23 protein-coding genes and 1 tRNA gene are annotated in these 21,676 nt (G+C 59.0%); 1 reads left to right on the top strand and 23 read right to left on the bottom strand.

What is annotated here, in order from left to right:
* Positions 1–112: 112 nt before the first annotated feature.
* The 21 genes from AC1Q64_RS08690 to rpsO all read right to left on the bottom strand — a co-directional run bounded on the left by AC1Q64_RS08690 (position 113) and on the right by rpsO (position 20,169).
* On the bottom strand, positions 113–418 hold the full coding sequence (locus tag AC1Q64_RS08690) for a DUF2818 family protein (protein WP_291432655.1): 306 nt from the start codon (positions 416–418) through the stop codon (positions 113–115).
* A 73-nt stretch (positions 419–491) separates the two neighbouring features.
* The gene (gene nuoN, locus AC1Q64_RS08685) at positions 492–1,985 is read right to left on the bottom strand and encodes an NADH-quinone oxidoreductase subunit NuoN (RefSeq protein WP_291432656.1); all 1,494 of its coding nucleotides are present in this window, start codon (positions 1,983–1,985) and stop codon (positions 492–494) included.
* Positions 1,986–2,014: 29 nt separating this feature from the next.
* The gene (locus AC1Q64_RS08680) at positions 2,015–3,490 is read right to left on the bottom strand and encodes an NADH-quinone oxidoreductase subunit M (protein ID WP_492251039.1); all 1,476 of its coding nucleotides are present in this window, start codon (positions 3,488–3,490) and stop codon (positions 2,015–2,017) included.
* A 13-nt stretch (positions 3,491–3,503) separates the two neighbouring features.
* A complete protein-coding gene (gene nuoL / locus AC1Q64_RS08675; RefSeq protein WP_291432658.1) occupies positions 3,504–5,525 on the bottom strand; it encodes an NADH-quinone oxidoreductase subunit L in 2,022 nt (673 codons plus the stop codon).
* Between the two features lie 31 nt (positions 5,526–5,556).
* Positions 5,557–5,865 (bottom strand): NADH-quinone oxidoreductase subunit NuoK, encoded by a 309-nt coding sequence (gene nuoK / locus AC1Q64_RS08670; protein ID WP_005793248.1) that lies wholly within the window; start codon positions 5,863–5,865, stop codon positions 5,557–5,559.
* Positions 5,862–6,530 (bottom strand): NADH-quinone oxidoreductase subunit J, encoded by a 669-nt coding sequence (locus AC1Q64_RS08665; RefSeq protein ID WP_291432659.1) that lies wholly within the window; start codon positions 6,528–6,530, stop codon positions 5,862–5,864. Before AC1Q64_RS08665 ends, nuoK begins: the two co-directional genes overlap by 4 nt.
* 50 nt (positions 6,531–6,580) lie before the next feature.
* Entirely contained in the window at positions 6,581–7,093 is a 513-nt protein-coding gene (nuoI, locus tag AC1Q64_RS08660) for an NADH-quinone oxidoreductase subunit NuoI (RefSeq protein WP_010463942.1), read from the bottom strand.
* Positions 7,094–7,105: 12 nt separating this feature from the next.
* Positions 7,106–8,188 carry an NADH-quinone oxidoreductase subunit NuoH gene (gene nuoH / locus AC1Q64_RS08655; RefSeq protein ID WP_274108678.1) on the bottom strand — a complete coding sequence of 361 codons (1,083 nt, stop codon included), beginning with the start codon at positions 8,186–8,188 and terminating at the stop codon, positions 7,106–7,108.
* Positions 8,185–10,317, bottom strand: a complete 2,133-nt coding sequence (nuoG, locus tag AC1Q64_RS08650; RefSeq protein ID WP_492251038.1) for an NADH-quinone oxidoreductase subunit NuoG — start codon at positions 10,315–10,317, stop codon at positions 8,185–8,187. The genes nuoH and nuoG overlap by 4 nt, the downstream gene beginning before the upstream one ends.
* Before the next feature lie 14 nt (positions 10,318–10,331).
* The gene (gene nuoF / locus AC1Q64_RS08645) at positions 10,332–11,687 is read right to left on the bottom strand and encodes an NADH-quinone oxidoreductase subunit NuoF (RefSeq protein WP_291432661.1); all 1,356 of its coding nucleotides are present in this window, start codon (positions 11,685–11,687) and stop codon (positions 10,332–10,334) included.
* Entirely contained in the window at positions 11,687–12,175 is a 489-nt protein-coding gene (gene nuoE / locus AC1Q64_RS08640; protein ID WP_291432662.1) for an NADH-quinone oxidoreductase subunit NuoE, read from the bottom strand. The genes nuoF and nuoE overlap by 1 nt, the downstream gene beginning before the upstream one ends.
* Positions 12,172–13,425: an NADH-quinone oxidoreductase subunit D gene (locus AC1Q64_RS08635; RefSeq protein ID WP_291432663.1), complete on the bottom strand. Its 1,254-nt coding sequence runs from the start codon at positions 13,423–13,425 to the stop codon at positions 12,172–12,174. Before AC1Q64_RS08635 ends, nuoE begins: the two co-directional genes overlap by 4 nt.
* A gap of 27 nt (positions 13,426–13,452) precedes the next feature.
* Complete coding sequence (locus AC1Q64_RS08630) at positions 13,453–14,061, bottom strand: NADH-quinone oxidoreductase subunit C (protein WP_291432664.1); 609 nt, start codon at positions 14,059–14,061, stop codon at positions 13,453–13,455.
* A gap of 10 nt (positions 14,062–14,071) precedes the next feature.
* Entirely contained in the window at positions 14,072–14,551 is a 480-nt protein-coding gene (locus AC1Q64_RS08625; RefSeq protein WP_007849129.1) for a NuoB/complex I 20 kDa subunit family protein, read from the bottom strand.
* Between the two features lie 24 nt (positions 14,552–14,575).
* Positions 14,576–14,935, bottom strand: coding sequence for an NADH-quinone oxidoreductase subunit A (locus AC1Q64_RS08620; protein WP_056061547.1), 360 nt, complete (start codon positions 14,933–14,935; stop codon positions 14,576–14,578).
* 73 nt (positions 14,936–15,008) lie between these two features.
* Positions 15,009–15,093, bottom strand: a tRNA-Leu gene (locus AC1Q64_RS08615).
* Positions 15,094–15,208: 115 nt separating this feature from the next.
* Positions 15,209–15,574 carry a preprotein translocase subunit SecG gene (gene secG / locus AC1Q64_RS08610; RefSeq protein WP_291432665.1) on the bottom strand — a complete coding sequence of 122 codons (366 nt, stop codon included), beginning with the start codon at positions 15,572–15,574 and terminating at the stop codon, positions 15,209–15,211.
* Positions 15,575–15,616: 42 nt separating this feature from the next.
* Positions 15,617–16,366 carry a triose-phosphate isomerase gene (gene tpiA, locus AC1Q64_RS08605; RefSeq protein ID WP_492251037.1) on the bottom strand — a complete coding sequence of 250 codons (750 nt, stop codon included), beginning with the start codon at positions 16,364–16,366 and terminating at the stop codon, positions 15,617–15,619.
* Between the two features lie 2 nt (positions 16,367–16,368).
* Positions 16,369–17,355 carry an NAD(P)H-quinone oxidoreductase gene (locus AC1Q64_RS08600; protein WP_291432740.1) on the bottom strand — a complete coding sequence of 329 codons (987 nt, stop codon included), beginning with the start codon at positions 17,353–17,355 and terminating at the stop codon, positions 16,369–16,371.
* A 96-nt stretch (positions 17,356–17,451) separates the two neighbouring features.
* Positions 17,452–19,695: a polyribonucleotide nucleotidyltransferase gene (pnp, locus tag AC1Q64_RS08595; protein ID WP_492251036.1), complete on the bottom strand. Its 2,244-nt coding sequence runs from the start codon at positions 19,693–19,695 to the stop codon at positions 17,452–17,454.
* Between the two features lie 207 nt (positions 19,696–19,902).
* Positions 19,903–20,169, bottom strand: coding sequence for a 30S ribosomal protein S15 (gene rpsO, locus AC1Q64_RS08590; protein WP_005793232.1), 267 nt, complete (start codon positions 20,167–20,169; stop codon positions 19,903–19,905).
* A 330-nt stretch (positions 20,170–20,499) separates the two neighbouring features.
* Here rpsO and AC1Q64_RS08585 point away from each other — a divergent pair, with 330 nt between their 5' ends.
* Positions 20,500–20,802 (top strand): hypothetical protein, encoded by a 303-nt coding sequence (locus AC1Q64_RS08585; RefSeq protein WP_291432668.1) that lies wholly within the window; start codon positions 20,500–20,502, stop codon positions 20,800–20,802.
* A 90-nt stretch (positions 20,803–20,892) separates the two neighbouring features.
* On the opposite strand, the gene AC1Q64_RS08580 is transcribed toward AC1Q64_RS08585, so the two are convergent.
* Together AC1Q64_RS08580 and AC1Q64_RS08575 are read right to left on the bottom strand one after the other, a co-directional pair.
* The gene (locus AC1Q64_RS08580; protein ID WP_492251035.1) at positions 20,893–21,369 is read right to left on the bottom strand and encodes a molybdenum cofactor biosynthesis protein MoaE; all 477 of its coding nucleotides are present in this window, start codon (positions 21,367–21,369) and stop codon (positions 20,893–20,895) included.
* A 48-nt stretch (positions 21,370–21,417) separates the two neighbouring features.
* Entirely contained in the window at positions 21,418–21,648 is a 231-nt protein-coding gene (locus AC1Q64_RS08575; RefSeq protein WP_291432670.1) for a hypothetical protein, read from the bottom strand.
* Positions 21,649–21,676 lie beyond the last annotated feature (28 nt).

Below are 21,676 nucleotides of genomic sequence, written 5' to 3'. Positions count from 1 at the left end.
GGTGCAGAGTTGTGTTCAGAAGTGCTCCACCCCATTTGCCGGCCTACAGCTGGCAACGGGGAAGTGCCCTCAAAGCTTTGTCGAATGGCTCTGCCCGGAACCGACCGCTGCTTCAGCCGTGGCGCCGCAGCAGATACCGATAGACAAACCCGGGGAAGGCCAGCGTGAGAAACATGGTGCCGGTGATGGCGTAAAACTCCCAGCCCTGCGGTGCAATCTGGCCTGCACGGCGCTCCAGCAACAAGGCCAGTCCGCCCACCAAGAAGTACAGCAAGATCAACTCGGCCAGGCGGCCCACCAAGGGCTTGCCGCCAGCCGAAGCCGGTCCCATCACCAGCCAACGCTGATTGACGAAGGGCAGATTGGCGGCAATCAACGCCGCCACAATCACGAGCCAAACCGAACCGGTAAGTGACACAGAAGAACTGATCGAAGCAGCAAATTGGGAGTGGGAGCGGTAGCCCGCGCGATGTATACGCTCGCGCTACCGATCAGGTCGCCAGTGCGCGCACCACGGCGTCGGCACACAGGGCCATCAAACCACCTGGCAACAGACCTAACACCAGCACCAGAGCGCCGTTGATGGTCAACACCACGCGCACATCGACGGGTGCCGATACGTTGGTAGCGGTCAATGGCGCGTCGAAATACATGACCTTCACCACCCGCAGGTAGTAGAACGCACCGATCAGTGACATCATCACAGCAAACACAGCCATCGCCAGGTAGATTGACTGGCCCGAGGCCACCAAGGCCTGCAGGACCGCCAGCTTGGCGTAAAACCCCACCAGCGGGGGAATACCAGCCATCGAGAACAGGCAGACCGCCATCACACCTGCATACAGGGGGCTGCGCTGGTTGAGACCTGCGAAATCAGAGATTTCTTCGCTCTCGAAACCTTCCCGGGCCAGCAGCAGGATCACGCCAAAGGCAGCCAGGGTGGTCAGCACGTAGGTGATGACATAGAACATGGATGCACTGTAGGCATTCTCTACCGCAGTGGCATCCACATTGCCATTGATCACCCCCGACATCAGGCCCAACAGCACAAAACCCATTTGGGAGATCGTCGAGTACGCCAGCATGCGCTTGAGATTGGTCTGCGCAATGGCTGCCAGGTTACCGACCAGCAGCGAACCAATCGCCAGCACGGCCAGCATCTGCTGCCAGTCAATGGCCAGGGGCAACAAGCCATCCACGAGCAAACGGATGGTGATGGCAAACGCGGCCAGCTTGGGCGCGCCACCAATCATCAACGTCACAGCCGTGGGCGCGCCCTGGTACACATCGGGAATCCACATGTGGAAGGGCACCACGCCCAGCTTGAAGGCCAGACCTGCCACCACAAACACCAGGCCAAACACCAGCACCTGGTGCTTGATCTGACCGGAATTGACTGCCTTGAACACCTGGCCGATGTCCAGCGAGCCCGTTGCGCCATACACCATGGACAATCCGTAAAGCAAGAAGCCGCTTGCCATGGCACCTAGTACAAAATACTTCATGGCCGCTTCTGTGGCAGTGGCGTTGTCGCGGCGCAATGCCACGAGGGCATAGCTCGACAGTGTCAGCAGCTCAAGACCCAGGTAGATCACCAGGAAGTTGTTGCCCGAAATCATGATGAACATGCCGAGCAAGGCGAACATGGACAGCGTGAAAAGTTCGCCACCCCGCAACATATCGCGGTCGGCCGCGTAGGGGCGGCCGTACACCAGGGTGACCATCATGGCCACGGTGGCAAAACACTTGAGCCAGTTGCCCATGGCGTCACTTACCACCATGTTGCCGAAGCCATAGAAGGTGTTGCCACTGCTGGCGTACATGGCCTGCAGGGCGGCCACCACGGCGAGCGTGAGCATGGTCAGCACGTAGGTACTGGTGCGGCGGGGGCTGTGAACACCCAGATCAACCAGCGCAATCACGCAGGCCATCGTCAACAGCACAATTTCAGGGTAAATCGCTAGCCAGCTGATGTTGTCAATCATCTCGAATCTCTCAGTTCAGTCTGGTCTGTTCAGTTCAGCTTGGTCAGCGCCACATGCTTGAGCAGTTCTGCCACCGAGGTGTCCATCACGTCGGTGAACGGACGGGGATAAAGGCCCATGGCCAGCACTGCAATGCCCAGCACAGCGAGCACCAGGAACTCACGGCTGTCGATGTCCGTCAAGCCCTTGACGTTGTCATTGCCCACCGGACCCAGGTAAACGCGCTTGAACATCCACAGGGTGTAAGCGGCGCCAAAAATAAGCGCAGTAGCAGCTGCCAAGCCAATCCAGAAGTTGGCTTTGACGGCACCCAGAATCACCATCCACTCACCCACAAAGCCGGCCGTACCCGGCAGGCCGCAGTTGGCCATGGCAAACAACAGCGCAAACGCCGTGAAGTTGGGCATGGTGTTGACCACACCACCATACGCTGCGATCTCGCGAGAGTGCACACGGTCGTACAACACGCCAATGGACAGGAACATCGCGCCCGAGACGAAGCCGTGGGCAATCATCTGCACCAGGCCACCCGAAACACCCAGATCATTGAAGATGAAGAAGCCCAGGGTCACAAATCCCATGTGCGCCACCGACGAATAGGCCACCAGCTTCTTCATGTCCTTCTGGACCATGGCCACCAGGCCCACGTAAATCACAGCGATCAGCGACAGGGCGATCATCAGCCAAGCCCATTGCCGCGCAGCGTCAGGGGCGATCGGCAGTGAAAACCGCAGGAAACCATAGGCGCCCAGCTTCAGCATGATGGCGGCCAACACTGCGGAACCGCCCGTGGGCGCCTCCACGTGCACGTCGGGGAGCCAGGTATGGACAGGCCACATGGGCACCTTCACAGCGAAGGCGGCGAAGAAGGCGAAGAACAGAAGAGTCTGCGCACGGCCGCTCAGCGGCAGCTGATGCCAAGTCGCAATATCAAAGCTGCCACCCGACTGGTTGTACAGGTAGATCAGCGCGATGAGCATCAACAGTGAACCGAGCAACGTGTACAGGAAGAACTTGAACGCAGCGTATATTTTGTTCGGACCGCCCCAGATACCGATGATGAGATACATCGGAATCAGAGTGGCTTCGAAGAACACGTAAAACAGAATGCCGTCGAGTGCGCTGAACACACCGATCATGAGCCCCGAAAGGATCAGGAAAGCGCCCATGTACTGGTTCACGCGCTCAGTGATCGATTCCCAGGAGGCGATCACCACGATGACGGTGATGAATGCTGTCAGCGGCACAAACCAGAAGGAAATACCGTCCACGCCAAGGTGGTAGTGGACATTGAAGCGCTCGATCCAGTCAGCCTTCTCCACAAACTGCATGGCTGCAGTACCTAGCTTGAAGCCATCGTACAAAGGTAGCGTGACGAGGAAGCCGATCAACGCACCGACCAGCGCCAGCCAGCGCACGGCGCGCGCATGCTCATCGCGCCCGATGGCGAGCAACAGCGCGCCAAACGCAATCGGTGTCCAGATTGCAAGACTCAACAGACCCATTTTTATTCTTCTCCTACTTGTTGAGCCAGACGAAATACGTCATGAGCACAAAAACACCCAGAATCATGACCAGCGCATAGTGGTAAATAAAGCCCGACTGCACCCAACGTACAGCACCGGCAACCCAGCGCACGAGCTTCCATGACCCATTGACCAAGGCGCCATCAATCACTGCCTGATCCCCACCCTTCCACAGACCCACGCCCAGCGCACGTGCGCCACGGGCCAGAATGTTCTCGTTGATCCAGTCGAGGTAGTACTTGTTTTCAAGCAGTGTGTAGATCGGCTGTACGCGCGCCTTGATCGCAGTGGGCAACGCAGGATTGACCATGTACATGTAGTACGACAGGGCCACACCCGCCAATGCGAGCCAGAACGGTGCCGTCTGCAAGCCGTGCAATGCCATGGCCCAAGCGCTGTGGAAATGCTCTGCCATGTGCGCCATGGAAGGGTGCTTGGCCGCATCCACAAAAATGACATCCTTGAAGAAGTCACCAAACAGCATGGGCTGGATGAACAGGAAACCCACCACCACCGAAGGAATGGCCAACAGCACAAGAGGCACCGTGACCACCCATGGAGACTCGTGAGGCTCGTGGTGCTCATCATGACCGTGACCATGATCATCGTCATGGTGCGCGTCCGGGTTCTGGTCGAAACGCTCATTGCCATGGAACACCAGGAAATACATGCGGAAGGAGTAGAACGCCGTGATGAACACGCCCGCCAGCACCGCGAAATGCGCAAACCCGGCTGCAGGCAAATGGCTGAAGTGCACCGCCTCAATGATGCTGTCCTTGGAGTAGAAGCCCGAGAACAGCGGAGTGCCGATCAGTGCCATGGAACCCAGGAGCGAAGTGATCCACGTGATGGGCATGTATTTGCGAACCCCACCCATCCAGCGGATATCCTGATTGTGGTGCATACCCATGATGACCGAGCCTGCCCCCAGGAACAACAAGGCCTTGAAGAACGCATGGGTCATCAGGTGGAACACCGCCACCGAATAGGCCGAAGCGCCAAGAGCAACAGTCATGTAGCCCAACTGCGACAGCGTCGAATAGGCCACCACACGCTTGATATCGTTCTGGATGATGCCCAGGAACCCCATGAACAGTGCCGTGATGGCGCCAATCACCAAGATGAAGTTGAGCGCAGTATCAGACAGCTCGAACAGTGGTGACATGCGCGACACCATGAAGATGCCGGCGGTCACCATGGTGGCGGCGTGGATCAGCGCAGAGATGGGGGTAGGACCCTCCATCGAATCAGGCAGCCAGACGTGCAAAGGGAACTGTGCCGACTTGCCCATCGCGCCGATGAACAGGCAGATGCAGATCACGGTGACGAGCATCCAGCTGGTGCCGGGGAACGACAGCGCGCCAAGTTCGCCCGCCTTGGCGAAGATCTCGCCATAGTTCAAGGTGCCGGTATACGCTGCGATCAGGCCAATACCCAGAATGAAGCCGAAGTCACCGACACGATTCACCAGAAAGGCCTTCATGTTGGCGAAGATGGCCGTGGGCTTGTTGAACCAGAACCCGATGAGCAGATAGGACACCAGACCCACTGCCTCCCAGCCGAAGAACAGCTGCAGCAGGTTGTTGCTCATGACGAGCATGAGCATGGAGAACGTGAACAGCGAGATGTAGGCAAAGAAGCGGTTGTAGCCCTCGTCCTCTTCCATGTAGCCAATGGTGTAGATGTGAACCATCAGCGACACGAAGGTCACCACCACCATCATCATTGCCGTAAGGCTGTCGATCAGGAAGCCCACCTCCATCTTCAAGCCACCCACCACCATCCAGGTGTAGAGGGTTTCGTTGAAGCGGGCACCGTCGAGCGCAACGCTCTTGAGCGTCATGGCCGAAAGGATGAACGCAACAAGCACCCCGAGGATGGTCAGGGTGTGGCTCAGGCGACGACCGATCCAGTTACCACCGAAGGTCGTACCGAAGACGCCGGCCAGTACGGCACCCGCCAGCGGTGCCAGCGGCACAGCCAGGAGCGTTGAAGCAGAGAGGGTTTGACTCATTCTTGAGAACCTTGGGAATACTCGTGACCCATCAACCCTTGAGGGTGTTGAGGTCTTCTGCGTTGATACTGGATTTGTTGCGGAACAGCAGCACCAGAATGGCTAGGCCAATCGCCGATTCAGCGGCCGCCACGGTCAGGATAAAGAACACGAACACCTGGCCGTGCATATCTCCCAGGTAGTGGGAAAACGCCACGAAATTCATGTTCACCGCCAGCAGCATGAGCTCGATCGCCATCAGAAGCACGATCAGGTTCTTGCGGTTCAGGAAGATGCCGATCACGGCGAGCGCGAACAGCATGGCCCCCAGCGACAGAAAGTGGCCCAGAGTCAATGTCATGCTTTTTTCTCCTCGGCGGCAGCTTGCGCCGGCTCCTCGACAGCAGGCTTTTGAGTAGCAGCCACCTTGATCACAGCCAAACGATCAGCAGCGCGTACACGGATCTGTGATGACGGATTGATGGCCTTGCTGTCCTTGCGCTGGCGCAGTGTCAACGCAATGGCTGCGACCATGGCAACCAAAAGAATGACCGCAGCGATCTCAACCGGATAAAGGTACTCGGTGTACAGCAGCTTGCCCAACGCCTTGGTGTTTGAATATTGCACCACATGCCCTGCGGCATCCACCGCCGTCGCAATTGCTTTGGGCTCGTCAATGCTGCGGAATCCGCCCATCAACACGCCAGCCATTTCGAGGGCGATGAGTGCCCCGATGAAGGCCGCCAACGGGAAATGTTTCCAGAACCCTTTGCGTACGGTATCGATGTGGATGTCCAGCATCATCACCACAAACAGGAAGAGCACCATGACCGCGCCCAGGTAAACCAGCACGAGCGCAATCGCCAGAAACTCCGCCTTGAGCAACAGCCATACAGCCGCCGCCTGCGAGAACGCAAGGATGAGATACAGCACCGCATGCACAGGGTTGCGAGCAGTGATCACCCGGAAGGCTGCAAACAGCAGCACCACCGAGAAGAGATAGAAGAAACCAGTCTTGGCGTCCATGAATCGGGTCTTTATAGAAAGTCTGGCAAAGAGGCTGAACCCCGTACCGCTCAGCGGTACTTGGCGTCTGCAGCCTTGGCTGCCGCAATTTCACCTTCGTACCGGTCGCCCACGGCCAAGAGCATGTCCTTCGTGAAATACAGGTCACCACGCTTTTCGCCGTGGTACTCAAAGATGTGTGTCTCGACAATCGAATCGACCGGGCAGCTCTCTTCGCAGAACCCGCAGAAGATGCACTTGGTCAGGTCGATGTCATAGCGCGTGGTACGGCGCGAGCCGTCAGCGCGCACATCAGATTCGATCGTGATGGCCATCGCAGGGCATACGGCCTCACACAGCTTACAGGCAATGCAACGCTCCTCACCGTTGTCATAGCGGCGCAGTGCATGCAGGCCACGAAAACGTGGCGACAAAGGCGTCTTCTCTTCGGGGAACTGCACAGTCACCTTGCGGCGAAATGCATAGCGGCCGGTCAGGGCCATCCCCTTGAGCAACTCCACGAGCATGAAGCTCTTGAAGAAATCCTTGAACGAAAAAGGTGCAGCAGCAGCAACAGCAGTCATTTGTGTCCCCGCTTATTTCCAGATATTCCAAGGCGAGAGCAACCACCCGCCAACAAACAACAAATACACCAGCGTGACCGGAATGAAGATCTTCCAACCCAGGCGCATGATCTGGTCATAGCGGAACCGGGGGAAGGTTGCCCGGATCCAGATGAACATGGACACGACGAGGAAGGTCTTGAGCCCCAGCCAGATCCAGCCTGGAACCCAGTTGAACACGGCGCTGTCGATCGGGGGCAGCCAACCGCCCAAGAACATGAGAGCAGCCAGAATGGATACGAGCCACATGCTGGCGTACTCGGCCAGAAAGAAGATCGCGAAGCCCATGCCCGAGTACTCGACCATGTGACCAGCGACGATTTCCGCTTCACCTTCAACGACGTCAAAGGGGTGACGGTTAGTTTCAGCCACGCCGGAAATCAGATACACGAGGAAGATAGGCAGAAGAGGCAGCCAGTTCCAGGACAGGAAAGTCAGGCCTTTGTCCGCTGCCATGCCCCGGCCCTGCCCGAGTACGATCTCGGTCAGGTTCATACTGCCCGACACCATGATCACGACGAGGAAACAGAAACCCATCGCGATTTCGTAGCTCACCATCTGTGCCGAAGCACGCAACGCGCCCAGGAAGGCGTACTTGGAGTTCGAGGCCCAGCCCGCGATGATCACGCCATAGACCTCAATGGAAGTGATTGCCATGACCAGCAGCAAACCAGCATTCACATTGGCCAGGGCCACATCGGGGCCGAAAGGAATCGCCACCCAGGCAGCCAGGGCGGGCATGATGGCCATGACAGGTCCGAGCACGAACAGGCCCTTGCTGGCCGCCGTGGGCTGGATGATTTCCTTGGTCAGCAGCTTCAGCGCGTCAGCAATAGGCTGCAGCAACCCCATGGGGCCCACGCGGTTGGGGCCATGTCGCACCTGCATGAAGCCCAGCAGCTTGCGCTCCCACAAAGTGAGATATGCCACAGCGCCCATGAGCGGCGCCAGGATGCAGACGATCTTGATCAGGATCCAGAGCACTGGCCAGACAATACCGGTCCACCAGCCAAAGGAGAGCAGGTTCAGGCCCGCGTTGTAGATCGCATCGATCATGCGGCCACTCCTTCACGTGCCAGGCGCGCGTCGGCAGTCAGCTGCAGCGACGTGGAACGGCGCAACAGTCCGTCGAGTTGATAGATAGAAGCCACCACAGGTTCACCAGCTGCTGTCGTCGCACCAGGCACAGCCTTCACGGTGTTCGACAGTTGTGCTGCCGGCACTTGCGTGACCGTGCCTGCCGGGGCATTGGTAGCACGAGCCAGAACATCCTGCGAGGTTTCAAAGTCGAATCCCGGTACGCCCAGCAAGTTGGCCAGCACGCGCAGGACCTTCCATGCGGGACGGGTATCACCCAGAGGACGCACCACGGCATGGAAGCCCTGTATGCGGCCTTCCGCGTTTACAAAGCTGCCCGATGTTTCCGTAAATGGAGCAATTGGCAACAGAACGTCACTGAACTCCAGGTTGGCCTTGAAGGGACTCAAAGTGACCACCATCTCTGCGCCAGCAAGGGCGGCTATCGCCTGAGCACCTGCGGCGGAATCATGAACCGGCTCGGTGTTCAGCAGCAAAGCTGCCTTCAAACCACCGGAGAGCATCTGACCCGCATTCAATCCACCATTCACAGGATGAGCACCCACAAACTGGGCGCCCACTGTATTGGCCGCTTCCGTGAGATAGCCGACGGATGCACCCGTCTGCTCGCCAATCCAGTTGGCCAGGGCCAGCAATTGCGTAGCCTGCGCGTGGTGCGCCGCACCGTTGCCGAGCAACACGGCCTTGCGCTCGCCGCCCAGCAGCGAGCGGGCGATGGCCTGCGCAGCATCGTCGGCAGCTGCAGCACCTTGCGGAGCGGTAACGCCCTTTTCCTGGGCGATGGCCGAAGCGATGCGTCCGAGCGTGTACACCCATTCGCTCGCGCCCTGGGCGACGAACGACTGCACAGGCATGGCCCAGTCGTAGGCCACGTCAGCGATGGCGCTGACCTGGCAGCCATGACGGGCCGCTTGGCGGATGCGCTGCGCAAACAGTGGATGGTCCTTGCGCAGATTGGAGCCCACGACCAGCACGCGCTGCAGCGTGGACAACGAGGCGATGGAGGTGCCGAGCCAACGAATGCCTTCAGGAGCAGCAAACTCGGCGTTACGCAGGCGATAGTCGATGTTGTCGCTACCAAGGCCACGCACCAGGGCGCTGGCCAAGTACAGCTCTTCCAACGTGCTGTGCGGACTCACGAGCGCGCCGATGCTGGATGCCCCGTGGTCGCTCTTGATGTTCTTAAGGCCATTGGCCACGTACTCAAGCGCCGTCTGCCAGTCAACTTCCTTCCAGACCCCACCCTGCTTGAGCATGGGCTGGGTCAGGCGCTCGTCGCTGTTCAGCGATTCGTAAGAGAAACGGTCGCGGTCGGCGATCCAGCATTCGTTCACAGCCTCGTTCTCGAGCGGAACGACGCGCATGACCTTGTGGTTCTTCACCTGCACAATGAGATTAGCACCGGTGGAGTCATGCGGGCTGACGGAACGGCGGCGCGACAGTTCCCATGTACGGGCGCTGTAACGGAAAGGCTTGCTGGTCAATGCACCCACGGGGCATATGTCGATCATGTTGCCCGACAGCTCCGAGTCCACCGTGTCGCCGGTGACCGTGGTGATTTCAGAGTGCTCACCACGATGGATCATGCCCAGTTCCATCACGCCGGCCACCTCCTGACCGAACCGCACGCAGCGGGTGCAGTGGATGCAGCGACTCATCTCTTCCATGGAGATCAGCGGGCCAACATCCTTGTGGAACACCACGCGTTTTTCTTCCTCGTAGCGCGAAGAGGAACCACCGTAGCCCACGGCTAGGTCTTGCAACTGGCACTCGCCACCCTGGTCGCAGATGGGGCAGTCCAGGGGGTGGTTGATCAGCAAAAACTCCATGACCGACTGCTGAGCCTTGATGGCTTTGTCGCTCTTGGTGCGCACGATCATGCCCTGCGTGACCGGCGTGGCACAGGCAGGCATGGGCTTGGGAGCCTTCTCCACGTCCACCAGGCACATGCGGCAGTTGGCGGCAATCGAAAGCTTCTTGTGGTAACAGAAATGCGGAATGTAAGTGCCAGCCTTTTCGGCTGCATGCATCACCATGCAGCCTTCGGCGACTTCCACTTTCTGACCGTCCAGTTCAATTTCAACCATATGTTCTCTCGCGATCAGACGGAAGTCGCGGCCTGCGGGGCCTTGTTCCGGATCAGTGCCTCAAACTCGGGACGGAAGTGTTTGATCATGGCGCGCACCGGCATAGCTGCAGCATCGCCCAACGCACAGATGGTGCGCCCCTGAATGTTGTCCGCCACCGAATTGAGCAAATCAAGATCACCTTCGCGGCCCTGACCATGCTGGATACGATCAATAACTCGCCACATCCAACCTGTGCCCTCGCGGCAAGGCGTGCATTGGCCGCAGGATTCGTGCGAATAGAAATACGACAGACGCAGCAGGCTTTCGACCATGCTCCGGGAATCGTCCATGACGATCACTGCGCCCGACCCCAGCATGGAGCCAGCTTTGGCGATGGAGTCATAGTCCATCGTGCACTCCATGATGACGGATGCAGGCAAGACAGGCGCTGACGAGCCACCAGGGATCACCGCCTTGAGCTGACGGCCTTTGCGCACACCACCGGCCAACTCCAGCAGCTTGGCGAATGGCGTGCCGAGGGGCACCTCGTAGTTGCCAGGCTTCTCTACGTCACCAGACACCGAGAAGATCTTGGTGCCGCCGTTGTTGGGCTTGCCACACTCCAGGTACGCCGCGCCGCCATTGCGAATGATCCACGGCACAGCAGCAAAGGTTTCCGTGTTGTTGATCGTGGTTGGCTTGCCATAGAGGCCAAAGCTGGCCGGAAACGGCGGCTTGAAACGGGGCTGCCCCTTCTTGCCCTCCAGCGATTCGAGCAATGCAGTTTCTTCACCGCAAATGTAGGCGCCGAAACCATGGGCTGCGTGCAGCTGAAAACTGAAACTGCCACCCAGGATGTTGTCACCCAGGTAGCCCGCCGCACGCGCTTCTTCCAACGCGGCCTCGAAACGTTCGTAGGTCTGGAAGATCTCGCCGTGGATGTAGTTGTAACCCACAGAAATACCCATCGCGTAGGCAGCGATGATCATGCCTTCTATGACGATATGCGGATTGAACTGCAGGATGTCGCGGTCCTTGCAGGTACCAGGCTCGCCTTCGTCGGAATTGCACACCAAATACTTCTGACCTGGGAAGGAGCGGGGCATGAAGCTCCACTTGAGGCCCGTAGGAAAGCCCGCACCACCGCGGCCACGCAGGCCGGACTCCTTGACAGTGGCAATGACCTGATCTTGAGTGAGACCGTCACTGCCATCTTTACCCAGGATGCGACGGAGCGCCTGATAGCCACCACGCGCTTCATAATCCTTGATGCTCCAATTGCTGCCGTTCAGGTCCGCATAAATCTGCGGATTGATATGACGGTCATGGAAACAGGTCTGAACGCCCGTTGCCTGGAACTGGGAGAGTATTTGTGCTGCCGTGGTCATCACTGACCCTCCGAAGCCCGAAGGCCGTCGACAAGCTGGTCGAGCTTGTCGTTGTCCATGAAGCTGCACATCGTGCGATCGTTCACCAGCATCACCGGGGCATCAGCGCAGGCGCCCAGGCATTCGCATTGCTGCAGAGTAAACAGACCATCAGGCGTGGTCTCACCCATCGAGACACCCAGCTTCTTTTCGAGATGATTCAGCGCCTTTTGCCCGTCGCGCAACTGGCAAGGCAAGTTGGTACAAACGTTGAGCTTGTACTTGCCCACAGGTTGCTGGTTGTACATGTTGTAGAAGGTCGTGACTTCGTGCACAGCGATCTGCGCCATGCCCAGATAGTCGGCGATCACTGCTTCGCTCTCAGCGCTGACATAGCCCTGCTCTTGCTGAACGATGGACAAGCACGCCATCACCGCAGACTGTTTTTGGTCCGCAGGGTACTTGGCCACTTCGCGCGCAAACCGCGCCTTGGTCGCTTCGGTAATCATCGGTCAATCTCTCCGAACACGATATCCATGGTGCCAATGATGGCGACAGCGTCCGCGATCATGTGGCCACGCGCCATTTCGTCGAGCGTGGCCAAGTGCGCAAAACCTGGCGCGCGGATCTTGAGACGATACGGCTTGTTAGCGCCATCGCTCACCAGATAGATGCCGAACTCGCCCTTGGGGTGTTCCACGGCCGCGTAGGCTTCCCCTTCTGGCACGTGGAAACCTTCCGTGAAGAGCTTGAAATGGTGGATCAGCTCCTCCATGTTCGACTTCATGGATTCACGTGCGGGCGCAGCCACCTTGTGGTTGTCGGTAATCACCGGACCAGGATTGGCCCTGAGCCAGTCCACACATTGCTTGATGATGCGATTGGACTCGCGCATTTCCTGCACGCGCACCAGATAGCGGTCGTAGCAGTCCCCTGTCTTGCCCACCGGCACATCGAAATCCACACGGTCGTATACATCGTACGGCTGTGTCTTGCGCAGGTCCCAGGCGATACCCGAGCCGCGGAGCATAGGCCCGGTCATGCCGAGGTTCAAGGCCCGTTCAGGCGGCACTACGCCGATGCCCACAGTACGCTGCTTCCAGATACGGTTGTCAGTGAGCAGTGTTTCGTATTCATCCACACAGCCCGGGAAACGCTGGGTGAAATCATCAATGAAGTCCAGCAGAGACCCTTGGCGATTCTGGTTCAGGGCCTCCAGCGCCTTGGCATTCTTGATCTTGCTGACCTTGTACTGCGGCATGCTGTCGGGCAGATCGCGGTAAACACCACCCGGACGGAAGTAGGCCGCATGCATGCGCGCGCCAGAAACCGCCTCGTACATGTCAAACAGGTCTTCCCGCTCGCGGAAGGTGTAGATCAGAATGGTGGAACTGCCGCAGTCATTGCCATGAGAGCCAAGCCACATCAGATGGTTGAGCAAGCGCGTGATCTCGGAGAACATCACGCGGATGTACTGCGCGCGCAACGGCACTTCCAGGCCCAACAGTTTCTCGATGGCCAGACAGTAGGCGTGCTCATTGCACATCATCGACACGTAGTCCAGCCGGTCCATATAGGGCAGCGACTGGATATAGGTCTTGTGCTCGGCGAGCTTTTCAGTGGCGCGATGGAGCAGACCGATGTGCGGGTCAGCGCGTTGCACGACCTCGCCATCCAACTCCAGCACCAGTCGCAACACGCCGTGCGCCGCAGGGTGCTGCGGACCAAAGTTCAGGGAATAGTTCTTGATTTCAGCCATGATGAATCACATGAGGCGCGGGGCGGCTCAGTGCAGGCCTCCGTACTTGTCTTCGCGGATGATGCGGGGCGTGATTTCACGCGGCTCGATGGACACAGGCTCATACACCACGCGGCGCTGCTCGGCGTCGTAACGCATTTCGACATGACCGGACAATGGGAAATCCTTGCGGAAAGGGTGTCCGATAAATCCGTAGTCCGTGAGAATGCGGCGCAGGTCGTTATGACCATCAAACACGATGCCAAACAGATCGAAGGCTTCGCGTTCGTACCAGTTGGCCGCATTCCACAAATCAGCTACCGAGGAAACGACCGGGAAATCATCGTCCTGGCAGAACACCTTCACGCGCACCCGCTGGTTGAGGCTGACCGACAACAGGTGCGACACCACACAGTAGCGGGCACCCTCGTGGACTGCATCGCCATACGCAGAATAGTCGACACCGCACAAATCGATCAACTGCTCAAAACGGCAACCTTCAGAATCGCGCAACAAGCGCATCGCATCCAGATAGTCCGCAGCAGCGACCACCACGGTGACCTCATCAAGAGCGACCGAAATCTGGCGCACTTTGGCACCCAGTGCCGCAGAGATATTGTCCTTGAGCCTCTCAGGCCGAATGGCAACAGCTGTCATCATCAACCCTTCAGACGCGAGCAATGGTGTTGGTGCGGCGGATCTTCTGCTGCAGCTGGATGATCCCGTAGATCAAAGCTTCTGCCGTTGGAGGACAGCCTGGCACATAGACATCCACCGGCACGATGCGGTCACAACCGCGCACCACCGAATAGCTGTAGTGGTAGTAACCACCGCCATTGGCACACGAACCCATCGACAAGACCCAGCGCGGCTCGGACATCTGGTCGTACACCTTGCGCAGTGCTGGAGCCATCTTGTTGCACAGCGTGCCGGCCACGATCATCAGGTCGGACTGGCGGGGACTGGCACGGAATACTTCCGCACCAAAACGGCCAATGTCATACCGGGCAGCCGCAGCGTGCATCATCTCGACAGCACAGCAGGCCAGACCAAACGTCATCGGCCACAAGGAACCTGTCTTGGCCCAATTCACCACAGAGTCATAGCTCGTGGTGATGAAGCCTTCCTTCATCACGCCTTCAATCATTGCATTGTCCTTGTTGAAGTCCGCTCATTCCCAATCCAGGGCACCCTTTTTCCATTCGTAGGCAAAACCCACGACCAGGATGGCCAGGAAAATCACGACCGCCACAAAACCAGCCACCCCCACCTCGTGCAGCGTCACCGCCCACGGGAAAAGGAATGCGATTTCGAGGTCGAACAGAATGAAGAGAATGGCCACGAGGTAGTAACGCACATCGAATTTCATGCGCGCATCCTCGAAGGCTTCAAAGCCACATTCGTAGGGGGAGTTCTTTGCGGCATCCGGGCGATTGGGACCCAGTATGTAGCCGAGTACGAGGGGGACAACGCCTACGGCGATGCCGACCAAGATGAACAAAAGGACGGGGAGGTACTGATCGAGGTTCATCTTGAGGATGTGCTCACCGCTGTGGCCTTGCCCGTCAGGACCCAAGCCGGGTCATGCAGGCAGGCCTTTGTTTTGGTGCCGTCGGCGAGACTCGAACTCGCACAGCTTTCGCCACTACCCCCTCAAGATAGCGTGTCTACCAATTTCACCACGACGGCTGATTTTTGCATCTGGATGGCATGAGGAACCTTGCGGCTTTTGGCTCTCCAGACAATCCGGAATTCTACTCCGGAAAAACCCTGCTTCGGCCCTCTGGGCCGAAATTCAGTTCAATTATTTGGTCGGGATCTGCGCGGCGCCCGAGGCAGGAACAGCAGGCACGACAACCGCCTCAGAAGCAGGCGCGCCAGCAGGCACCGCAGCGGCAGGCGTTTCCAGAACGCTACCCGAACTGGCGGGACGAGCATTGCCAAAGTAGGCCAACGCCAGCGTAGAAACAAAGAACACCGCAGCCAACACCGCCGTGGTACGGGACAAGAAATTGGCACTGCCACTGGCGCCAAAGAGGCTGCCCGAGCTGCCGCTACCGAAGGCTGCACCCATGTCGGCACCCTTGCCATGCTGGATCAAGATTAGGCCGATCATGACCAGGGCCGCCAACATCTGCACCGCCAAAATCACATTCACGATAACGTTCATTCTCTATTCACTCCTGATTGAATTGTTTGACTCGCAGCCGCCTCAACGGGCGGCCGCAATGATTTGTAGAAAGTCAGGCGCCTTCAGCGAAGCACCACCGATCAGGCCACCGTCGATATCGGGCTGCGCCAGCAACTGCGCCGCATTGGCGGCATTCATGCTGCCGCCATACAGCAACCGAATGCGGTCTGCATGCTCGCTCGCCGCAGCAAGCTGGGTGCGCAGCACTCCATGCACCGCTTGCGCCTGCTCCGGCGATGCAGTACGCCCCGTGCCAATCGCCCATACAGGCTCATACGCCACCACGATCTCGCTGATGCAATGGCCGTTGAGATGAATCACCGCTGCGAGCTGCCGCTTGACCACGGCTTCGGTGAGCCCTGCCTCGCGCTCTTGCAATGTCTCCCCCACGCAGACCACAGGAGTTACACCCGCCGCCAATGCGCGCTGCGCCTTCTCGGCCACCACCACGTCCGTCTCGCCGTGGTACTGGCGGCGCTCGGAGTGCCCCACTAATGCGTAACGCACGCCGAAATCCTTCAGCATGGCCACCGACACCTCACCGGTATAGGCGCCCACCTCATGGCAAGACACATCCTGTGCAGCCACCGCAATGGTGGTGCCTGCCGTGAGTGCTTGTACCTGCGCCATATACGGCATGGGCACTGCGACGGCCACATCACAAGCCACATCCGCCACGCCTGCAATCAACGCCTTCAGCAATGCCTCGTTGGCAGCCAGACTGCCGTTCATCTTCCAGTTGCCTGCGATGAGTTTTTTCTTGTTGCTCATGATTACCACGTCAAAACAATCTTGCCGATGTGCTGGTTGGATTCCATCAATGCATGGGCCTGGGCAGCATTCGCGGCAGCAAACGTGCTGTGGATGACCGGGCGCACCTTGCCCGTTGCCAGCAGGGGCCAAACACGCTCGCGCAGCGCCCGGGCAATCGCCCCCTTGAAAGCCACAGGACGCGGACGCAACGTAGACCCCGTGATGGTGAGCCGCTTGCGCAGCACCAGACCTGCATTGAAACCGCTCTGCACCCCCCCTTGCACGGCGATGATGACGATACGGCCATCCTCCGCCAGGCATTCCACCTCGCGAGCGACATAGTCGCCGGCGACCATGTCGAGCACCACGTCAACACCATGCCCCTCGGTAATTCGCTTCGCCTCGGCCACAAAGTCCTGCGACTTGTAGTTGATGGCGTGATGCGCTCCCAGTGCCAGGCAAGCCGCACACTTGTCATCGCTGCCAGCGGTGGCAATCACAGTAGCACCGAAGGCGCGAGCCAGCTGGATGGCGGTCACGCCAATCCCGCTCGTACCGCCCTGTACCAGCAGCGCTTCCCCTGACTGCAACCGCGCACGGTCAAACACATTGCTCCACACCGTGAAGAACGTCTCTGGAAGTGATGCAGCCTCCACGTCACTGAAACCATCAGGCACCGGCAGACACTGCACAACCGGCGCCACACACCACTGCGCATAGCCACCGCCTGCCACCAACGCGCAAACACGGTCACCCACACGGATACCCGCCTCCGCCATGGCCGACGCATCGCCCGACTCAACCACCCCTGCCACCTCCAAGCCCGGAAGATCGGAGGTCCCGGGCGGCGGCGCATAGTGTCCCAATCGTTGCAAGACATCGGGGCGATTGATGCCACTGGCCGCAACGCGGATCAGCAGCTCACCCGCACCCGCCACGGGCACCGGGCGCTCACCCAGACGCAGCACTTCAGGCCCACCAAAAGATGTGATCTCGACAGCATGCATAACGGGTTTCACCGGAGAGGGATTGAGATGATTTAGGCCGCCAGCGCATGATTTACATGCACCAGCAGCTACCCAAATCAATAGCAGATCAACGATTTAGCCGTTCACCTGAGCAGACGCACCATCTGCAGGCAAGTCCTGCTGCTGTTGCTGCTCTGCGGGATGACGTCCAACATCGCGGCCATGGTCGCGGCGTGGTTCGCGATCACCACGCTCTGCGGGCGCAGGACGGTCGCTGCCACCGGCGGGACGATCGGCCAGCACCTTCATGGACAGCTTCACGCGGCCCTTTTCATCGGTTTCCATGACCTTGACCTTCACGATCTGGCCTTCGGTCAAGTAGTCGGACACCTTCTCGACGCGCTCGTGGGCGATCTGGCTGATGTGCAGCAGACCATCCTTGCCGGGCAGCAGGTTGATCAGCGCGCCAAAGTCAAGGATCTTGGTCACAGGGCCTTCGTAGATCTTGCCGATCTCGACTTCTGCCGTGATCTGCTCGATGCGCTTCTTGGCTTCGTCGGCCTTGGCAGCGTCGGTGGCTGCAATGGTGATGGTGCCATCTTCCTCGATGTTGATCTGGCAGCCGGTTTCTTCGGTCAGCGCGCGGATCACAGCGCCGCCCTTGCCGATCACATCACGGATCTTTTCGGGGTTGATCTTCATGGTGTACAACTTGGGTGCGAAGTTCGACACTTCGGTCTTGGCTTCACCCATGGCCTCTTGCATCTTGCCCAGGATGTGCATGCGCGCTTCCTTGGCCTGGGCCAGCGCCACCTGCATGATTTCCTTGGTGATGCCCTGAATCTTGATGTCCATCTGCAGCGCCGTGATACCGCCAGTGGTACCCGCCACCTTGAAGTCCATGTCACCCAGGTGATCTTCGTCACCCAGGATGTCAGTCAGCACGGCGAAACGGTTGGCGTCCTTGATCAGGCCCATGGCAATACCGGCCACATGCGCCTTCATAGGCACGCCAGCGTCCATCAGCGATAGGCAGCCGCCGCAGACAGAAGCCATCGACGAGGAGCCATTGGACTCAGTGATTTCGGACACCACACGCATGGTGTAGGGGAACTCTTCCTTGGTAGGCAGCACAGCCACCAGAGCGCGCTTGGCCAGACGGCCGTGGCCGATTTCGCGGCGCTTGGTCGAACCCATGCGGCCCACTTCGCCAGTGGCAAAGGGAGGCATGTTGTAGTGCATCATGAAGCGGTCTTCATACTCACCGGCCAGCGCATCGATGCGCTGCGCATCGCGCTCGGTGCCCAGCGTGGTCACGACCAGCGCCTGGGTTTCTCCACGCGTGAACAGGGCCGAGCCGTGGGCACGGGGCAGCACGCTGTTGCGGATCTCGATGGGACGCACAGTGCGCGTGTCGCGGCCGTCGATGCGGGGCTCGCCAGCCAGGATCTGGCTGCGCACGATACCGGCTTCGATGTCGAACAACATGCCCTCGACCTTGACGGAGTCGAACTCCACGCCACCGGCCTTGAGGCCGGCCATCACAGCGGCGTAGGCCTCGCGGCAGGCCTGGGTGCGTGCTTGCTTGTTGCGGATCTGGTAAGCAGCGCGCAGCTTGTCGTCGGCCAGGGCCACCACCTTGGAGATGAGGGCTTCGTCCTTGGCAGGCGCTTCCCATTGCCACACAGGCTTACCGGCATCGCGCACCAGTTCGTGGATGGCGTTGATGGCCACGTTGCCCTGCTCGTGACCGAACACCACGGCACCCAGCATGATTTCTTCGGACAGTTGCTGGGCTTCAGATTCGACCATCAGCACTGCGGCTTGGGTACCAGCCACCACCAGATCCATCTGCGAGTTCTTGCGCGCAGTCTGGCCGGGGTTGAGCACGTATTCACCGTTGATATAACCCACGCGTGCGGCACCGATGGGGCCGTTGAACGGAATGCCCGAGATGGCCAGGGCTGCGCTGGTAGCGATCAGCGCTGCGATGTCAGCGTCCACTTCGGGGTTCAGCGACACCGTGTGGATGACCACATGCACTTCGTTGAAGAAACCTTCGGGGAACAGCGGACGGATGGGGCGGTCGATCAGGCGGCTGGTCAGGGTTTCGTGCTCGCTGGGCTTGGCTTCGCGCTTGAAGAAGCTGCCAGGGATCTTGCCGGCGGCGTAGGTCTTCTCGATGTAATCCACCGTCAGGGGGAAGAAGTCCTGGCCGGGCTTGGCCGACTTGGAAGCCACCACGGTGGCCAGCACCACGGTGTCGTCAATGTTCACCAGCACGGCGCCGGAGGCCTGGCGGGCGATCTCGCCCGTTTCCATGATGACGGTCTTGTCACCCCACTGGAAGGTCTTGGTGACTTTGTTGAAAATACTCATGTTCAGCTCCTATTTTGATAGCTGGTAGCGCTCTACCAGATTGTCTTGGAGGGCAATTCAGAACACGATGCCATTCCAGGGAACCTGCGCACCAATCCATGGCGGCAACTTCATTGGAATGACACAGCTTCGCTCCGTTTTGCGACTCCGAAGTAAAAAACGCCTGAGCTAGCGGACTAACCCAGGCGTTTTCGCATGCAATGAAAATTACTTGCGCAGACCCAACTTGGCGATCAGCGCGGTGTAACGGTCAGCGTCCTTGGCCTTCAGATAGTCCAGCAGCTTGCGACGACGGCTCACCATGCGCAGCAGGCCACGACGACCATGGTGGTCCTTGGCGTGCGTCTTGAAGTGGGGAGTCAGTTCGTTGATGCGAGCGGTCAGCAGGGCCACTTGCACTTCTGGGCTACCAGTGTCATTGGCAGCACGGGCGTTCGCCTTGACGACTTCGGCCTTGATGGAGGATGCGATCATGTTTTTTCCTTGAATGTGATCTGCCGCAAGCGGAAGACCATGGTTTTACTTGCGCCAGCAGCTGGAACGGCCGCGAGCGTGCGTCTTGCACCATGCAAAACCTTCGGATTATAACCCGACCCCCGATTCATACACAGTCCGGTCACTGACGCTGCGCTTGTACGACCGTACGAGCCCCATCGTGAGCGACCTGGCGCGGGCAGTGTCGCGCAATTCTCACAGTGGTGCACATCGCAGGATGCGCATGCAGACGCCGGCGCGGGCAGCGGTAGGGCGCTTTAAGATGACCAGACTCCGCTCCAGCCGACTCAATGCACCGGAAAACTCGCCATGCCATTTCCTCTTCTGCAACAGCTCGCCCCCAAAACCACCCTTCGCACTTGGACAGCGCCTCTGCTTTGGCTCACTCTGGCGCTATGTCTTGCACAACTGCCCGAGGCGGGGCATGCCGCCAGCCAGAATTCAACCCAAAGTGTCCACGGCGAATTCAGCAAAAAGAAAAAATCCACCAAGGTGAAACAAGAACGAAGCGCCTCTGAGGAAAGCCGCTCAGATCGTGATCGCCGACTCTATCGGGAGTGCAAGGGCCGCGCCAATGCGGGCGCATGCCTGGGGTATACGCAAAAACCTTGAGTCAACGCGCCACCACGCACCCACAAGCTGGCTGAGGGGCCTCGCACTTTCCTGAAAGTCTATGTGCCCCACTTGGGGATGCCCCCAAGTTCAGGCATTTACTGCTGTGATCCCCCACCGCGCCAGCGCTGCATCGTCGCTCACCCGGGCATCCACCCAGCGGGAGCCTTGGGGAGTTTGTTCCTTTTTCCAGAATGGCGCCTGGGTCTTGAGATAGTCCATCAAGAACTCGCAGGCCTGAAAGCTCTGTCCCCGGTGGGCACTGGTCACCGCCACCAGAACGATCTGGTCGAGTGGCAGCAGCAGTCCCACGCGATGGATCACGCGGGCACCAAAAATATCGAAGCGCCGAAAGGCCTCGTCCACCATGGCTTCGATGGATTTTTCGGTCATGCCGGGGTAATGCTCCAACTCCATGGAAGACACCAGGTCACCGTCGTTGCGATCGCGGACCGTGCCTACAAAGCTGCAGACAGCACCCACACCCTTGTTCTCGCGACGCAAGGCAGCGATTTCGGTGGACAGGTCAAAGTCCTCGGTCTGGATGGAAACGCGGGGCAAGGTCATGACAAATAGCTCTCAGCAGGGAGTGTGGAGTTCAGACAGGAAGGCACGTCAGGGCGAACGATGCAGCCGTGGCGCGGCCAGCAGGGCGCGCTCTTCTTCGACCACCTTGTTCAGCTGCGCCAGTGCGGGCGATGGGGGTAATTGGGTCAGCAATGCCTGCAGGCGCGTAACGTCGCCCACGGTGGGTGCCACCTTGATCTGAGCAATGGCGGCAGGCAGGTTGCCGCCCCGGACCAGCGCCAGCACCTTGGCGGGCCATTCACTTTTGTTGCGTGCCATAGATTGGTAAAAACGTTTGTCTGTACGA

Source organism: Acidovorax sp. GW835-FHT14G06 (assembly GCF_058793595.1).
Note: the sequence above shows the minus strand (reverse complement) of the source record. Positions and strands in the feature narration are given on the sequence as shown.

Excerpts from the sequence above, each read along its gene's own strand:
- secG (WP_291432665.1), bottom strand. The coding sequence starts at position 15,574 with ATGAACGTTATCGTGAATGTGATTTTGGCGGTGCAGATGTTGGCGGCC.
- nuoF (WP_291432661.1), bottom strand. The coding sequence starts at position 11,687 with ATGACCACGGCAGCACAAATACTCTCCCAGTTCCAGGCAACGGGCGTT.
- nuoN (WP_291432656.1), bottom strand. The coding sequence starts at position 1,985 with ATGATTGACAACATCAGCTGGCTAGCGATTTACCCTGAAATTGTGCTG.
- pnp (WP_492251036.1), bottom strand. The coding sequence starts at position 19,695 with ATGAGTATTTTCAACAAAGTCACCAAGACCTTCCAGTGGGGTGACAAG.
- rpsO (WP_005793232.1), bottom strand. The coding sequence starts at position 20,169 with ATGATCGCATCCTCCATCAAGGCCGAAGTCGTCAAGGCGAACGCCCGT.
- AC1Q64_RS08575 (WP_291432670.1), bottom strand. The coding sequence starts at position 21,648 with ATGGCACGCAACAAAAGTGAATGGCCCGCCAAGGTGCTGGCGCTGGTC.
- nuoE (WP_291432662.1), bottom strand. The coding sequence starts at position 12,175 with ATGATTACCGAAGCGACCAAGGCGCGGTTTGCGCGCGAAGTGGCCAAG.
- nuoK (WP_005793248.1), bottom strand. The coding sequence starts at position 5,865 with ATGACATTGACTCTGGGCCACTTTCTGTCGCTGGGGGCCATGCTGTTC.
- AC1Q64_RS08665 (WP_291432659.1), bottom strand. The coding sequence starts at position 6,530 with ATGGACGCCAAGACTGGTTTCTTCTATCTCTTCTCGGTGGTGCTGCTG.
- nuoH (WP_274108678.1), bottom strand. The coding sequence starts at position 8,188 with ATGATCGATGCGATCTACAACGCGGGCCTGAACCTGCTCTCCTTTGGC.
- AC1Q64_RS08620 (WP_056061547.1), bottom strand. The coding sequence starts at position 14,935 with ATGAACCTCGATCAGTACCTCCCCGTCCTTTTGTTCATCTTGGTCGGC.
- tpiA (WP_492251037.1), bottom strand. The coding sequence starts at position 16,366 with ATGAGCAACAAGAAAAAACTCATCGCAGGCAACTGGAAGATGAACGGC.
- nuoI (WP_010463942.1), bottom strand. The coding sequence starts at position 7,093 with ATGACTGCTGTTGCTGCTGCTGCACCTTTTTCGTTCAAGGATTTCTTC.
- AC1Q64_RS08635 (WP_291432663.1), bottom strand. The coding sequence starts at position 13,425 with ATGGCTGAAATCAAGAACTATTCCCTGAACTTTGGTCCGCAGCACCCT.
- AC1Q64_RS08580 (WP_492251035.1), bottom strand. The coding sequence starts at position 21,369 with ATGACCTTGCCCCGCGTTTCCATCCAGACCGAGGACTTTGACCTGTCC.
- nuoG (WP_492251038.1), bottom strand. The coding sequence starts at position 10,317 with ATGGTTGAAATTGAACTGGACGGTCAGAAAGTGGAAGTCGCCGAAGGC.
- AC1Q64_RS08625 (WP_007849129.1), bottom strand. The coding sequence starts at position 14,551 with ATGATTGAAGGCGTGATGAAGGAAGGCTTCATCACCACGAGCTATGAC.
- AC1Q64_RS08585 (WP_291432668.1), top strand. The coding sequence starts at position 20,500 with ATGCCATTTCCTCTTCTGCAACAGCTCGCCCCCAAAACCACCCTTCGC.
- nuoL (WP_291432658.1), bottom strand. The coding sequence starts at position 5,525 with ATGAGTCAAACCCTCTCTGCTTCAACGCTCCTGGCTGTGCCGCTGGCA.
- AC1Q64_RS08630 (WP_291432664.1), bottom strand. The coding sequence starts at position 14,061 with ATGACAGCTGTTGCCATTCGGCCTGAGAGGCTCAAGGACAATATCTCT.
- AC1Q64_RS08600 (WP_291432740.1), bottom strand. The coding sequence starts at position 17,355 with ATGCATGCTGTCGAGATCACATCTTTTGGTGGGCCTGAAGTGCTGCGT.
- AC1Q64_RS08680 (WP_492251039.1), bottom strand. The coding sequence starts at position 3,490 with ATGGGTCTGTTGAGTCTTGCAATCTGGACACCGATTGCGTTTGGCGCG.